At 41.6% G+C, this 13,528-nt stretch carries 16 protein-coding genes; 12 read left to right on the top strand and 4 right to left on the bottom strand.

Features of this window, described 5'->3' with window-relative positions:
- The first annotated feature begins 10 nt into the window (after positions 1-10).
- The 5 genes from BQ5796_RS10665 to BQ5796_RS10645 all read left to right on the top strand — a co-directional run bounded on the left by BQ5796_RS10665 (position 11) and on the right by BQ5796_RS10645 (position 5,229).
- Positions 11-1,279 carry a peptidase U32 family protein gene (locus BQ5796_RS10665; RefSeq protein WP_071460218.1) on the top strand — a complete coding sequence of 423 codons (1,269 nt, stop codon included), beginning with the start codon at positions 11-13 and terminating at the stop codon, positions 1,277-1,279.
- 2 nt (positions 1,280-1,281) lie between these two features.
- A complete protein-coding gene (udk, locus tag BQ5796_RS10660) occupies positions 1,282-1,917 on the top strand; it encodes a uridine kinase (protein WP_071460217.1) in 636 nt (211 codons plus the stop codon).
- A 265-nt stretch (positions 1,918-2,182) separates the two neighbouring features.
- Positions 2,183-2,659, top strand: coding sequence for a transcription elongation factor GreA (gene greA / locus BQ5796_RS10655; RefSeq protein WP_071460216.1), 477 nt, complete (start codon positions 2,183-2,185; stop codon positions 2,657-2,659).
- A 54-nt stretch (positions 2,660-2,713) separates the two neighbouring features.
- A complete protein-coding gene (locus BQ5796_RS10650) occupies positions 2,714-4,468 on the top strand; it encodes a peptidoglycan D,D-transpeptidase FtsI family protein (protein ID WP_071460215.1) in 1,755 nt (584 codons plus the stop codon).
- Between the two features lie 80 nt (positions 4,469-4,548).
- On the top strand, positions 4,549-5,229 hold the full coding sequence (locus tag BQ5796_RS10645; RefSeq protein WP_234969333.1) for a YrrS family protein: 681 nt from the start codon (positions 4,549-4,551) through the stop codon (positions 5,227-5,229).
- 33 nt (positions 5,230-5,262) lie between these two features.
- Here the strand turns inward: BQ5796_RS10645 and BQ5796_RS10640 are convergent, their stop codons facing one another.
- Positions 5,263-5,469, bottom strand: a complete 207-nt coding sequence (locus BQ5796_RS10640) for a YrzA family protein (RefSeq protein ID WP_071460214.1) — start codon at positions 5,467-5,469, stop codon at positions 5,263-5,265.
- Between the two features lie 159 nt (positions 5,470-5,628).
- Here BQ5796_RS10640 and BQ5796_RS10635 point away from each other — a divergent pair, with 159 nt between their 5' ends.
- From BQ5796_RS10635 to BQ5796_RS17395, 6 genes are all read left to right on the top strand, one after another.
- Positions 5,629-6,264 (top strand): class I SAM-dependent methyltransferase, encoded by a 636-nt coding sequence (locus tag BQ5796_RS10635; protein ID WP_071460213.1) that lies wholly within the window; start codon positions 5,629-5,631, stop codon positions 6,262-6,264.
- A gap of 16 nt (positions 6,265-6,280) precedes the next feature.
- Complete coding sequence (gene mtnN, locus BQ5796_RS10630) at positions 6,281-6,976, top strand: 5'-methylthioadenosine/S-adenosylhomocysteine nucleosidase (protein ID WP_071460212.1); 696 nt, start codon at positions 6,281-6,283, stop codon at positions 6,974-6,976.
- A gap of 24 nt (positions 6,977-7,000) precedes the next feature.
- Entirely contained in the window at positions 7,001-7,927 is a 927-nt protein-coding gene (locus BQ5796_RS10625) for a PLP-dependent cysteine synthase family protein (protein WP_071460211.1), read from the top strand.
- Positions 7,924-9,057 (top strand): bifunctional cystathionine gamma-lyase/homocysteine desulfhydrase, encoded by a 1,134-nt coding sequence (locus BQ5796_RS10620; RefSeq protein WP_071460210.1) that lies wholly within the window; start codon positions 7,924-7,926, stop codon positions 9,055-9,057. The genes BQ5796_RS10625 and BQ5796_RS10620 overlap by 4 nt, the downstream gene beginning before the upstream one ends.
- 173 nt (positions 9,058-9,230) lie before the next feature.
- A complete protein-coding gene (locus BQ5796_RS10615; protein ID WP_071460209.1) occupies positions 9,231-9,482 on the top strand; it encodes a YrhC family protein in 252 nt (83 codons plus the stop codon).
- Between the two features lie 741 nt (positions 9,483-10,223).
- Positions 10,224-10,367 (top strand): YrzI family small protein, encoded by a 144-nt coding sequence (locus BQ5796_RS17395; protein WP_074034008.1) that lies wholly within the window; start codon positions 10,224-10,226, stop codon positions 10,365-10,367.
- Between the two features lie 344 nt (positions 10,368-10,711).
- Here BQ5796_RS17395 and BQ5796_RS10605 read toward each other — a convergent pair whose 3' ends face one another.
- From BQ5796_RS10605 to BQ5796_RS10595, 3 genes are all read right to left on the bottom strand, one after another.
- The gene (locus BQ5796_RS10605) at positions 10,712-11,185 is read right to left on the bottom strand and encodes a spore coat protein (RefSeq protein ID WP_071460207.1); all 474 of its coding nucleotides are present in this window, start codon (positions 11,183-11,185) and stop codon (positions 10,712-10,714) included.
- Positions 11,186-11,255: 70 nt separating this feature from the next.
- Positions 11,256-11,975: an RNA polymerase sporulation sigma factor SigK gene (sigK, locus tag BQ5796_RS10600; RefSeq protein ID WP_071460206.1), complete on the bottom strand. Its 720-nt coding sequence runs from the start codon at positions 11,973-11,975 to the stop codon at positions 11,256-11,258.
- A gap of 158 nt (positions 11,976-12,133) precedes the next feature.
- Positions 12,134-12,490 carry a group I truncated hemoglobin gene (locus BQ5796_RS10595; protein WP_071460205.1) on the bottom strand — a complete coding sequence of 119 codons (357 nt, stop codon included), beginning with the start codon at positions 12,488-12,490 and terminating at the stop codon, positions 12,134-12,136.
- 199 nt (positions 12,491-12,689) lie between these two features.
- Between BQ5796_RS10595 and BQ5796_RS10590 the strand changes: the two genes are divergently transcribed.
- The gene (locus BQ5796_RS10590; protein WP_071460204.1) at positions 12,690-13,484 is read left to right on the top strand and encodes a phosphatidylserine decarboxylase; all 795 of its coding nucleotides are present in this window, start codon (positions 12,690-12,692) and stop codon (positions 13,482-13,484) included.
- Positions 13,485-13,528: the final 44 nt, after the last annotated feature.

The raw sequence follows: 13,528 nt of genomic DNA, 5'->3' as shown, positions 1-13,528 counted from the left end.
GGATTGCTTAATGTCAACAGTGAAAAACAGCATTTCCCAAATAGTGGACGGCAAACGAATCATTGTGAAAAAACCAGAGTTGCTTGCACCTGCAGGAAACTTGGAAAAGTTAAAAATTGCAGTCCGATATGGCGCGGACGCTGTCTTTATTGGTGGGCAAGAATATGGTCTTCGGTCCAATGCTGATAACTTCACTTTCGAGGAAATGAAAGAAGGAGCCGAATTTGCGAAACAATATGGCGCTAGAATTTATGTAACGACCAATATTTTTGCGCATAACGAAAACATTGAAGGACTTGAAGAATACTTATTAGGACTGAAAACAACAGGAATTCACGGGATTATTGTTGCAGATCCTCTCATCATAGAAACATGCCGCAGAGTGGCTCCGGAAATCGAAGTTCATCTCAGCACTCAGCAGTCTCTTTCTAACTGGAAAGCAGTGCAATTCTGGAAAGAAGAGGGGCTTGAAAGGGTTGTGCTAGCCAGGGAAACAGGTGCAGAGGAAATACGTGAAATGAAAGAAAAAGTGGATATCGAAATTGAAACGTTCATTCATGGAGCAATGTGTATTGCCTATTCTGGACGGTGTACGCTCAGCAACCACATGACAGCAAGAGACTCAAACAGAGGAGGCTGCTGTCAGTCATGCAGATGGGATTACGATTTATACGAACAGAATGGAGATATAGAGAAGCCTTTGTTTGAAGCAGAGGATAGCCCGTTTGCCATGAGTCCAAAAGACTTAAAATTAATTGAATCTATCCCGAGGATGATTGAATTAGGCATTGACAGTCTGAAGATTGAAGGTCGAATGAAATCGATTCACTATGTAGCTACAGTAGTAAGTGTCTACCGCAAAGTAATCGATGCTTATTGTGCCGATCCAGACCACTTTCAAATCAAACGGGAGTGGCTCGAAGAACTTGATAAGTGTGCAAACCGTGAAACAGCACCTGCTTTCTTCGAGGGTGTCCCGGGGTATAAAGAGCAAATGTTTGGCAAACATAGCAAGAAGACAGCTTTTGACTTTGTTGGTATGGTGCTGGATTATGACGAAGAGACAAAAATGGTTACACTTCAGCAAAGGAATCACTTCAAGCCAGGAGAAGAAGTAGAATTCTTTGGACCTGAAATTGAAAACTTCACCAGCGTGATTGAAACCATCTGGGATGAGGAAGGAAACGAACTTGATGCGGCTAGGCATCCTCTCCAGGTTGTAAAGTTCAAACTCGATCATAAGGTATTTCCATACAACATGATGCGAAAGGGGATTTAAGCATGGGTCCAAAACCCGTGGTGATCGGTGTGGCAGGAGGGTCAGGCTCTGGAAAAACAAGCGTGACGAAAGCCATCTACGAAAGCTTTAAAGGGCATTCCATTCTAATGCTGCAGCAGGATTATTATTATAAGGATCAAAGCCATCTTTTGATTGAGGAAAGATTGAAAACGAATTATGACCATCCGCTGGCGTTTGATAATGATCTCCTCATACAACATTTGATAAAGCTTCAACAATACGAAGCGATTGAAAAGCCGGTTTATGACTACACAATCCATACCAGATCCCAAGAGGTCATCCATGTTGAGCCCAAGGATGTTGTCATTCTTGAAGGAATCCTTGTTTTAGAAGATGAACGTCTTAGAGACCTAATGGATATCAAGCTTTATGTTGATACAGATGCCGACTTAAGAATTATTCGCCGTCTCCTTCGAGATATAAAAGAAAGAGGCCGTTCAATGGATTCTGTTATTGAACAATATGTGAGTGTAGTTCGTCCAATGCATAACCAGTTCATTGAACCTACTAAACGCTATGCTGATATTATTGTTCCAGAAGGCGGTCATAACCGCGTAGCAATAGATTTAATGGTAACTAAAATTCAAACAATTCTTGAACAAAAGTCACTTTTATGACACAATAAAATATAATTGCAATTAGCAAGAAACATTAGGAAAAACTGTAAGAGAATATTAAAAAAATCCATAAATTTTACTCTTGCATTTTTGCCGGGTTTTTAATATGCTTTGCCCATGACCTAAAATCATCCAATATCGGGCCCAAGAGGGCCATTGGGACGCGCGGCCTTTATTAGGACGCGCTCCTGTGTATTTTGAAATGCCTACATAATACACTTTCGATTAATTGGGGAATTGTAAAGACTAGAAGGAGTGAATGATTTTGTCAACAGAGAAAGTTTTTCCGATGACAATGGCTGGAAAGCAAAAATTAGAACAGGAATTAGAACAATTAAAAACAGTAAAGCGTAAAGAGGTAGTAGAAAGGATAAAAATTGCCCGGAGTTTTGGTGACCTTTCTGAAAATTCCGAGTATGATTCTGCTAAAGAAGAGCAGGCATTTGTGGAAGGTCGTATCACCACACTTGAAAATATGATTCGCAATGCCAAGATTATTGCAGAGGACGACCTTAAGAGTGACAGTGTTACGCTTGGCGTTTCTGTTACTTTTGTCGAGCTTCCTGATGGAGATGAAGAGACGTACACAATCGTCGGCAGTGCAGAAGCAGATCCATTTGAAGGAAAGATTTCAAATGATTCACCGATTGCTAAAAGCCTGATGGGAAAAAAGGTTGGCGATCAAGTAGCGGTTCAAACTCCTGGTGGAGAAATGAACGTAAGAATCACCAGCATTAAATAAACATAGGTTTGAAACGAAGCGCCTCCGTCAAGACTTTTGACGAGGTGTTTTTTTATGAGAAAAAAGAGGATGCTTGTATGTCTCGCCATGATGATGCTCGGAATTGGAATACTAGTCGCAAGACTTGCTCAAATCCAGCTGATAGAAACAAAGTCATTCTCCCGGCACAATATTGATTTGCTTGAAGAGAGTACAAAGCGAAGGATGCAGGAGATTGTTATAGATAATGGACGAGGAAACTTTCTTGACCGTTCCGGAAAGCCAATGTCTTATGAGACTGTACCAGTATTAATCTTATTTCCGTTCCTTGGTAAGAATGAGTGGCCCGCTGATAAAGTTTCCAAGGTGACAGGCATTCAAGAGGAAAAATTACATAATGCCATAAAGAACGCGAAGATGCCAGCTGTAGTGGGCGGGAAAAAACCAATAGTTCTGACAGAAGACCAGATGGATGAGGTAAATAGACTGAATATTCCTGGAGTAATTGCTGCGAAGAGAAAGTATCTTGCTTCTCCTCGCTATGCAGAGCAATTGCTGGGTTTGACGAGTATGAATCCTAAGAGTCTCAAGGAAAAATACCGGAAAGAGGACTTTCCTTCCGGTACACTGATAGGCATTTCCGGTTTGCAAAGAAGCTTTGATGAGTTTTTGATAGGGGAAGGAAAAACAAGGCTTGTATACCATGTTGATGGAAGGGGAGAGCCGCTTTTTGGCATTGATGTAAAATACGCAGAGCCAGCAAATCCTTTCTATCCTGCTAATGTTGCGACAACGATTGACCTTGAGCTGCAGAAAATGGCGGAAAAATTGGTTGATGATCATGAAATCAAAAAAGGCGGAGTGGTTCTTCTTGATATTAAAACGAATAATATCCTCGCTATGGTGTCGCGTCCAAAGGTAAACCGAAATTCGCCGTATGCTGATGAGGGAAACAACAATATGATGCTGAAGCAGCATATCCCAGGTTCTGTTTTCAAAACTGTTGTAGCTGCCGCCGCCCTTGATCAGGGAGGCTTGGATGGAAGAGTTTTCAATTGCAGCAAAAAACTAAATGGAAATCAGGATACAAAATATGACCATGGAATGCTTGATTTTAATAAAAGTTTTGCAAGGAGCTGCAATAGGACCTTTGCAGAGGTAGCCAAAGAACTTCAAAAAAAGGACCCGCATGTATTAGAAACGTATGCGGAGAAGCTCTCACTTACAGGATCGGTAGGTTGGCGAGGCACATTGTTTCATGAAAATCTCTTTCTTCAGCTTCCAGAGGAAGAAAGAGGTCGCGTATTCTTATCGGATGAGGCCAGAAAGGATAGCAATTATTCTCGTTTGACCGGTATTGGGCAGCACGAGGTAAGAGTAACGCCTCTTGCTGTAGCAAACATGTTGTCAACGATTGCAAGGGGAGGAGAAAAACAGATGGTTAGGGCAGTCAGCGCCATTAAATATAAAAATGGAAATAAGCTGGCAGACTTTCCCGCCAAAAAGCTCTCAGGTGAAAGTATCACCCCAATGACTGCAGATAAGTTGCAATACCTTCTTAGGCAAGTAGTTGTGGATGAGAAAGGGACAGGCAAGTGGTTCCGTGATTTGCCAATGAGTGTTGCAGGAAAATCAGGCACTGCTGAAACAGGTATTTTCAAAGGGGACAAGCAGCTCCATCATAAATGGTTTGCGGGATATTTTCCATATGAGGAGCCAAGGTACGCTCTTGTTGCCGTCAGTTTGGATACTCTGGAAGACGAAGGAGGTGTTAACATGCTATTTTCGGACATCGTTAAGGGGATAGCTTTAAAAAATGAAAAAGATTGATGGCGGAGAATGTAAAATCCTTTCATGTTTTCCTCAAGGCATGATAGAATGTTGACATCCTTATCTAGGGAGTGAACACATTGGAAAACAACTTTAGAAATATGGGCGATGATTCCCGGGCAGGTAAGCTTGCCAGAAGAAGGAAGACGAATATCGTCCTCAACAGCCTAATCGCCATCGTGGTATTATTAATTATTTTTGTATCGGGGAAAATTTTTTTTGGTGACAGCCAGAGCCCTGCAAAGGAAGGTAACTCATCTACACAGGTAAACGGAAATGTTTCGGCACCTGCTTCGAGCAAAGACTCAGGTTCTGGCGATGGCAGCAATCCAAATAAGAGTGATGAAAATAACGTAGCCGCTGATGATGAAGACAGTGCAAGCAAGGACGAAAAAGAGAAAGATAAAACAGAAGAAGATAAGAAAGATAAAGAGGAGAAAAAGAAAGATAGAGAGAAGGAGAAGGATAAAAAGGATAAAGAAAAGGAAGGCGATTGGAAGCCTATCGGTACTGTTCAGAAAGAACATCCGACAGCAATTTATGATTCCAGTTCCGTTGACTGGCAGGAGATGCTCAAGGCGATCTCCTATGCAACGGGGATAGATGAGAATAACTTCAAAGTCCAATGGTTAGGAAATAACGGTGGTCCAAATAGTGCTGTTGGTACAATAAAAACTTTAGATACCGGAGAAATATATAGAGTTTCGATCGAATGGGTGGACAAAAAAGGCTGGAAGCCAGTAAAAGTTGAAAAAATGTAAAGTTATTTTGCCGGGAAGCTATATGCTCCCGGCTTATTTTTTTGCCTTAAAATGGGCGACTGCAGTGAAAAGCGGCTTTCCATCGCTGTCCACATGCATTGCATGAGAGACATGATGAACAGACAACATGATTGCTTTATTCACTTCAATTTGGTCATTTATTTTTCTTTCTAGTTCTTTCAGGTCTGTTGCTTGGAAAAACTCCACTTTATCTTCTAGGATATCAAAGCTAAAATTCATAATCTCTCCTCCTTTACACTTCGTTTTATTTTAGGGAGAAAAACAGTTTATGGCAACTTTTTGTTGCGTTTTGGAAATATATTTTGTAAAATTGGCACCATACCTGTTTTAATCCATAGTATATCTATAGGTATTTAAGAGATTAAAGGGGCGATCAGGATGGGGAAGGAATTTATTGAGCTTTTTGAACATTGGGCTGGGTCTTATGATGATTCAGTCAAAGGAATTGACCCAGAATACCGCGAGGTTTTCAAAAACTATGAGTTTATTTTAAATGAAGTGGCAAAAAGATCAGAAGGGCGCGTGCTGGAATTTGGTCCTGGCACTGGTAATCTTACGAGCAAGATGGCCGCAAAAGGTCTAGTGGTGATAGCTGTGGAACCTTCACGAGCGATGAGAGAACTGGCAGTTGCGAAGCTTGGTGATGAGGCAAAAATTGAGGAAGGAGACTTCTTTCAATACCCGGAAGGCCGTTTTGATACGCTTGTCAGCACTTATGCTTTTCATCATTTAACTGACGAAGAAAAAGAACGGGCAATCAGAGACTATGGAAACCTTCTTGCTCCAGGTGGTAAAATAGTTTTTGCGGATACGATGTATGAATCTTTGGCCATGTACGAAAAGGCAATCGAAGATGCAGCATCAAAAGGATTTAATAGCCTAGCAGAGGATTTGCAGCGGGAGTATTATACGACTATTCCAGTATTAAAAGAAATGATGGATAAAAATGGTTTTTTAGTCTCCTTTGAACGATGCAATGAATTTGTATGGCTGATGACCGCGGAAAAAAAGTAGAAAGAGGTTTATCGCCATGAAAATAGCAATAATTGGAGCAATGGAAGAAGAGGTTTCCATCCTGAGGGATAGGATGGAGGAACGTCAGGCAACAGCAATCGGCGGCTGTGAATTCACAACAGGCAAGCTCAACGGCGCAGATGTTACTTTGCTCCGTTCAGGGATAGGAAAAGTAAATGCCGCTATGTCAACATCTATTCTTCTTGATCGTTTTAAGCCTGATTATGTGATCAATACAGGTTCTGCAGGAGGATTGAATCCAGAGTTAAACGTGGGGGATGTCGTTATTTCTTCCGAAGTGCGCCATCATGATGTAGACGTTACTGCTTTTGGTTACGATTACGGCCAAGTTCCACAGCTGCCTGCTGCTTTCGAGGCAGACAGCAAGCTAGTAGAAATCGCTGAAGAAGCAGCAAAGGGAACCGGAGAGGTCCAGATTGTCAAGGGTTTGATCACAACAGGAGATTCATTCATGAGTGATCCTGAACGGGTTGCTTTTATCCAAACAAAATTTGAAGCGCTGCAAGCAGTAGAAATGGAAGCAGCAGCTATTGCGCAAGTATGCCATCAGTTTGGTGTTCCGTTTGTCATCATTCGCTCGCTTTCCGATATCGCAGGAAAAGAATCGAATATTTCTTTCGATGCTTTTCTAGAAACTGCTGCAAATAATTCAGCAAACCTTGTTGTGCATATGGTGAAGGCACTGAAATAACAGATAAGGAAGGGAAGGCGAAAAATGGAGATTTATCAAAACATCCATGAATTAATTGGAAACACCCCCATCCTGGAGTTATCCCAATTAGGCCTTCCTGAAGGAATAAGATTATTTGCAAAATTGGAGTTCGCAAATCCTGGCGGGAGCGTAAAAGACAGGCTCGGCCAGGAGCTTCTTGCTGCAGCTTTTAAGAACGGGGAATTGCAGCCTGGCGGTACCTTAATAGAGCCGACTGCAGGAAATACAGGGATAGGGCTAGCCCTAGCGGCAATCAATAGGGGAATCAAAGTGATCTTCTGCGTGCCAGAAAAATTCAGCAGTGAAAAACAAACGCTGATGAAAGCGTTGGGTGCAGAAGTAATCAATACCCCTACGGAGGACGGAATGGCTGGTGCTATCAAAAAGGCAAAAGAATTGGTCGGTACATTGGAAAACTCTTATTGTCCTCAGCAATTTGCCAACCCGGCAAATCCTGCAGCGTATTATAAGTCGCTTGGCCCAGAGTTATGGCATCAGCTTGACGGCGAAATAGATGTGTTTGTAGCTGGTGCCGGAACTGGCGGAACTTTCATGGGAACAGCACAGTACTTGAAAGAACAGAATGAAAAAATAAAAACGGTCATTGTAGAGCCTGAAGGTTCCATCTTGAATGGCGGAGCACCAGGATCGCATGAGACGGAAGGAATTGGCATGGAGTTTATCCCAAGCTATATGGACCCTTCCTATTTCGATGCTATTCACACTGTAAAGGATGAGGAAGCCTTCAGGATGGTGAGAAAAGCAGCTTTGAAAGAAGGCTTGTTGATTGGAAGCTCTTCAGGTGCAGCGCTTTATGCAGCATTAGAAGAGGCCAAACAAGCTTCAGCTGGAACTAAAATTGTTGTTATCCTTCCAGACAGCAGTGAAAGATACCTCAGCAAGAACATCTATAAGGGGGAATCGGAATGAAACGGAAAACAAAACTGATACATGGCGGAATTACGGGTGATCCTCATACAGGTGCCGTGAACGTTCCGATTTACCAGGTAAGCACGTACAAACAGTTGGCGGCGGGAGTTCATCGCGGATTTGAATATTCACGGACTGGCAATCCGACAAGGCACGCACTTGAGGAATTAATCAAGGACCTTGAAGGCGGTGCGGCGGGCTTTGCTTTTAGTTCGGGAATGGCGGCAATATCCGCTGTAATGATGCTGCTTGACAGCGGTGATCATGTAATTATGACGGATGATGTATACGGTGGCACTTATCGTATTATGAATAAAGTATTGAACCGCTTTGGAATAGAGAGCAGTTTTGTGGATACAAGTGATTTAGCGAATATTGCCGCTGCTATTAAGCCTAATACAAAAATGCTTTACCTTGAAACTCCAACAAATCCATTGCTGAAAATTACTGATATCAAGGAAGCAGTGAAGATAGCAAAAGAATGCAAGCTTCTATCTGTTGTTGACAATACTTTTTCCACGCCTTACTGGCAAACTCCAATCTCCTTTGGTGCTGATATTGTGCTCCACAGTGCAACAAAGTATATCGGGGGGCATAGCGATGTAGTTGCTGGCCTTGTGGTTGTTGGAAATAAGGAACTTGCAGAGGAACTTCACTTTATTCAAAATTCGACAGGTGGAGTGCTTGGACCGCAAGATTCCTGGCTATTGATCAGAGGGATAAAAACACTGGGCATCAGGATGGAGGAGCACGAAGAAAATGCGAAACGCATTGCTGATTTTCTTGATGCTCATCTTTCTGTTATAAAGGTTTTCTATCCTGGGCTTTCTCATCATCCAAACCATGATATAGCAAAGAAGCAATCAGGCGGTTTTGGCGGTATGATTTCCTTTGATGTAGGAAGCGCAGAAAAAGCAGATGAGCTTTTGCGCAAGCTTAAATACTTCACGCTTGCTGAAAGTCTCGGAGCTGTGGAAAGTTTGATTTCGGTACCTGCAAGGATGACGCATGCTTCAATTCCTTCAGAGCGAAGGAAACAACTAGGGATTACCGAGGGTCTTATTCGCATATCGGTTGGACTGGAAGATGCAGAAGACCTTATGGAAGATTTGGCATACGGTTTGGAGTAAAACTTCAAATGCAGAAACGGGAATGCAATCCTTATAAGAGGGGCGAATTCCCGTTTCTTTTGTGTGTCTACTAGAATTTACCTGTTCTTTTTTTCAATTAATATGTTAAAGTAAAAGTGATTTTTTATCAGAAAGATAGATAGATTCACTTTCTAGAAACAGGGGGAAATACTATGAATGTGAAGAAATTATATGAAAGAATGGTTGACTTTAGAATGTTTGGTATTGTCCTTCTTGCTGTCGGCAGTTTTTTTTATTTTGGTATGATTATTCCTGATAGGAAGTCGACGCTTGAATTATATGGAAATGCAGGTGTTTCTTTAGGTTTCCTGCTGTTTTCGATCTTGTTTTTCTCGTTTTCCAAATCGTTACGCAAAAAATTGATGGAAACAGACGAGGGACAAGACTATCTTATGAAGAAATGAACACTCTAGCGGAGGCCAAGTAAATAGTCTTCTTAGTATGTAAAGTGATAGAGGGAGACTTTACAAAATTATTCTGTGAGTCAGTTTTTTTGATTTTACAGATTAAAGATAAGGGTAAATGGAAGTAGAATGGCGCCTACTGTAGATAAGTTGCTGTTTACCGTAGATAAATGGACCGTTACCTTGGATATTCCCAATTATGGCAGTAGTGTACTGAGTCCAAGTTAGCTGTTTAACCGGTTACAGCTGCTTCCCTTTTCGTAAATATTGCTCTATACTTGAAATCTTTCTTTTTCTCCTCAAAAAATCAATTAAATTGATAATTTTTAAGGGGTTTGGGAAGATTTTTATTTTAAGAGTCCTCCACCCAAATGTTGGGTGTTTTTTTATTGCAGTATAATGTTACAAGAATGTTTTGAAAAATGTATGAAAAAGTGGTTTACTTTTTGTTGTTCTGTGGATATAATTACCACTATGAACATTCCATTCTTTTAAAGGAGGTCGAGTGAAATGATGAGAGTATCGAAAATGTCATTTAAGGTGAAGATGAATATTGGCAACTGCACGCATTCGACCGATGAGAACTGGATGGCTTGATCATTTTTTATGATTTTCCTATCCATGCCGCAGGGAGAAGCGAATCCTGCGGCATTTTTATGCCTTTTTTGGCGGCCGCAGGGAGCATTCCTGCGGCTTTTTCATTTTTTAAAAGGGATAGGGTATATGAAAGGAGGTGTTACGATGACATTAAATATTATATTTTTCACATTGACAATTAAAAGGAAGAAGGCGACAAAGGAAGAACTTGTTCACGAGGAAAGAGTGAAGGAAATATTCGAAGCGCACAGAGAAAGACAAGTAAGCTATATGAATAATCAACTATAATGAGAAAGGAGCAGTGGTCGAAATGTTGATGCAGGTGAGAGGATGTAAGGGAGACTTATACAATGAGAAGGACACGACCTAACTTTTTGAAGGATGTAACAGAATGTTCACAGTCGGTGATTTTTGTCACTTTGATAGTGTGGTAAATTAAAAACATATCAGGGTAGCAAAAGGGGTGTGAACCAAATGTTCGCAATCGTTATGGCTCTAGTAATTGTCGCTTCGATCGGCAGCATTATCGCCGCCGAGGTCAGTGTAGAATAGTAAATGCTAAAGCGCCGGCGACCGCTGGCGCTGTTTCTTTTCCTTTATAATAAAAAAAGTCCCCTTGGGGACGTATTCTACTACCTTGAGAGCGCTTTTTGAGCGTTTTTCACGTCATTCTCCAGCAATGCCTGTAAATGATATGCGGGATAAAGCCCTTTCCCATACATATAGTTGAAAATCATTGCATGCCAGTCAACAGCACCGTTTAAATGGCGCTTGAGCACTTCTCTAAGCGCTGGTGTCGCTGTCTCCGTAATCGCTATTGCATAGTTCCTTACAGAGGTTTTTGCTGCTCCAAGAATGTCCCCTGCATAAAAGCGGGTATCCGCTCTTGCTGGCTGTTCGTGTCCTGCAGCTTTTGGAAAAAACTTCAGTAAGTCCCGAAGGTTGTTTTCCAGCACAACAATGGAAACTTGATAAATCTTTTGAAGTTGAGGCTCTCTGATTTTTCCGACATGCATCTTCAGCTTTGTAAGTACGTTCGTCTGAAAAGCGACAAGCTCATGTAATTCCATTGTTTCATGCCATGCCAAGTGGTTTGGGTATGCCATTGAAATAACCTCCCATTCTGTTCATCCTTTTCGGGGTATCCTATTCCTCTGAACGCCCAAGGGTGCAGGGTTAGTTCCGCTTTTTCTTTTTTTCTTTTTCCGCACGGTAGAATTCATGGAACATTTTCATAAGCGCCCGCTTCTCTATTCGGGAAACATAACTCCTTGAGATACCCAATTCTTTTGCGATTTCCCGCTGAGTCTTTTCCTTTTTGAGATCCAGCCCAAATCGTCCTATGATGACTTCTTTTTCCCTTTCATCAAGGACATCGATATATTGTTTCACTTTCTCAAGTTCCATGTTTAACTGGATGGTGTCCACCACATCCTCTGATTCAGATTTCAGTACATCAATGAGGGAAATTTCATTGCCTTCTTTGTCTTGACCAATTGGATCATGGAGGGAAACATCCTTCTTTGTTTTCTTGAGGGCGCGAAGATGCATGAGGATTTCGTTTTCAATACAACGAGCGGCATAGGTAGCAAGCTTAGTTCCTTTGCCTTCTGAGAAGCTTTCAATAGCTTTAATCAGCCCGATTGTACCGATGGAAATCAGATCTTCCGAGTCTTCTCCAGTGTTCTCGAATTTTTTGACAATGTGAGCTACTAGCCGCAAATTATGCTCAATCAGTTTATTGCGCGCATCTGTGCTTCCCTCTGCCATCAATGTTAAGTATTTTCGTTCATCCACTGCAGATAATGGTTGGGGAAACGCATTGTTTTTCACATACGAAACGAGAAAAATGAATTCTTTCACCAAAAAGCCTAGTGCTGTTAGTATTCCGGACACCCTTCCACCCCCGTTTGTTTAGGTCATTCGCCTATAAAACAATCCTATGAGGTACTGTGCTTCTTCGTGTATGTCCGATGCAAAAACTTGAAAATGAAAAAATTCCCATTACCTAACAATAAAAAAACGACCCCTATTCGGGTCGCAATACATTTGTTTTATTTATATAGGATTTCGCTTTTCATTGTTGCAAGCTTTGTGAGAACGTCCTGGATGTCTTCTTCCGAAACATTGAAATGCCTTAACGAGTCGGCTAGATGGTTCGCTATACTTGTAAAATGCTTATCATCAAGATTCATGCCCTCATGTGCCTTTGCCATGCTTTTTCCAGAATATTGATTTGGTCCGCCAAGCACCCAGGAAATAAACAAGGATTGATGTTTTCTTTGTTTCTCCATGTCCGTGTGCTTAAAGAAATGGTTCACGGTAGGATCAGCGAGTACCTTGTCATAAAAAATATCCACTACTTTGCTAATGGCCGCTTGTCCCCCGAATTTTTCATACAAAGTTTGCATACTATTACCTCCCGAATTTTTAAATTGGTGTTGCTTGATTCTTTATATTTTTTATAACCTGTTCCCGAAATTTTGATTGGTACTCCTCGACGAAAATAAAGCACGGCATAAATAATGGCTGTATTATCTCTTCCAGTGGTATAATATTTATCCATGGCATGAAAGTCACTGAACATTAAATACAATCGGGGGTTTTATTTTGCTGCAGGGAATATACCGGTTATTTATCGAACTGACAAACAGAAAGTGGTCTTCGCGCCTGCTCTTTAAATTCGCCCAGTCAAATGTCAGTAAAAAAATGATACCGTCATTTGCGAAGGTCTACGGAATCAATAAGGAAGAGATGGAGAAAGAGCTGGATCAGTACAATTCGCTTCATGATTTTTTCACGAGAAGGCTAAAGACAGGATCCAGAACGGTAGCGGTTGAACCGTGTGCGGTAACAAGTCCTGTAGATGCAGAGCTTGAGGATATTGGACTTATTGAGGTATCGCAAGAAATAAGGGTAAAAGGAAAAACTTATTCGATCGCTGAAATGCTTGGCGAAAGGGAAATCGCAGAGCGTTATGCTGGCGGTACCTATATGGTTCTTTATCTTAGTCCAAGCCACTATCACCGTATTCATAGTCCTATTTCCGGCAAGGTTATCCAAACCTGGTCGCTGGGGAGTCGTTCCTATCCTGTTAACCGTCTTGGATTGAAGTATGGAAAGTCGACATTATCAAAGAATTTTCGAACTATAACGGAAATGGAGCATGAATACGGCCATCGCATTGCAGTGGTTAAGGTGGGTGCGATGTTCGTCAACTCCATTGAGGTCGTGCACAAAGGCGAACGGCTGGAAAAAGGAGAAGAAATGGCATACTTCACTTTTGGATCCACCGTTGTCCTCCTTTTTGAAAAAGACAGCTTTCATCAAGCTGTCCACGCACAACTGCCAGTTTCTGTGAAAATGGGTCAAAAGCTTGGGTGTATGAAGCGGGAAGCACAGTGACCTGTGCTTTTCCTTATTTATAGATACGGCAAGAAAAGAAAACG

This window comes from Bacillus massilinigeriensis (assembly GCF_900111815.1).
GTDB classification, from domain to species: Bacteria; Bacillota; Bacilli; order Bacillales; family Cytobacillaceae; genus Mesobacillus_C; species Mesobacillus_C mediterraneensis.
This window is presented reverse-complemented; position numbering and strand designations above follow the sequence as displayed.

Coding starts and splice junctions, on each gene's coding strand:
- BQ5796_RS10665 (WP_071460218.1), top strand. CDS start 11: ATGTCAACAGTGAAAAACAGCATTTCCCAAATAGTGGACGGCAAACGA.
- udk (WP_071460217.1), top strand. CDS start 1,282: ATGGGTCCAAAACCCGTGGTGATCGGTGTGGCAGGAGGGTCAGGCTCT.
- BQ5796_RS10650 (WP_071460215.1), top strand. CDS start 2,714: ATGAGAAAAAAGAGGATGCTTGTATGTCTCGCCATGATGATGCTCGGA.
- BQ5796_RS10640 (WP_071460214.1), bottom strand. CDS start 5,469: ATGAATTTTAGCTTTGATATCCTAGAAGATAAAGTGGAGTTTTTCCAA.
- BQ5796_RS10635 (WP_071460213.1), top strand. CDS start 5,629: ATGGGGAAGGAATTTATTGAGCTTTTTGAACATTGGGCTGGGTCTTAT.
- mtnN (WP_071460212.1), top strand. CDS start 6,281: ATGAAAATAGCAATAATTGGAGCAATGGAAGAAGAGGTTTCCATCCTG.
- BQ5796_RS10625 (WP_071460211.1), top strand. CDS start 7,001: ATGGAGATTTATCAAAACATCCATGAATTAATTGGAAACACCCCCATC.
- BQ5796_RS10620 (WP_071460210.1), top strand. CDS start 7,924: ATGAAACGGAAAACAAAACTGATACATGGCGGAATTACGGGTGATCCT.
- BQ5796_RS10615 (WP_071460209.1), top strand. CDS start 9,231: ATGAATGTGAAGAAATTATATGAAAGAATGGTTGACTTTAGAATGTTT.
- BQ5796_RS17395 (WP_074034008.1), top strand. CDS start 10,224: ATGACATTAAATATTATATTTTTCACATTGACAATTAAAAGGAAGAAG.
- BQ5796_RS10605 (WP_071460207.1), bottom strand. CDS start 11,185: ATGGCATACCCAAACCACTTGGCATGGCATGAAACAATGGAATTACAT.
- BQ5796_RS10595 (WP_071460205.1), bottom strand. CDS start 12,490: ATGCAAACTTTGTATGAAAAATTCGGGGGACAAGCGGCCATTAGCAAA.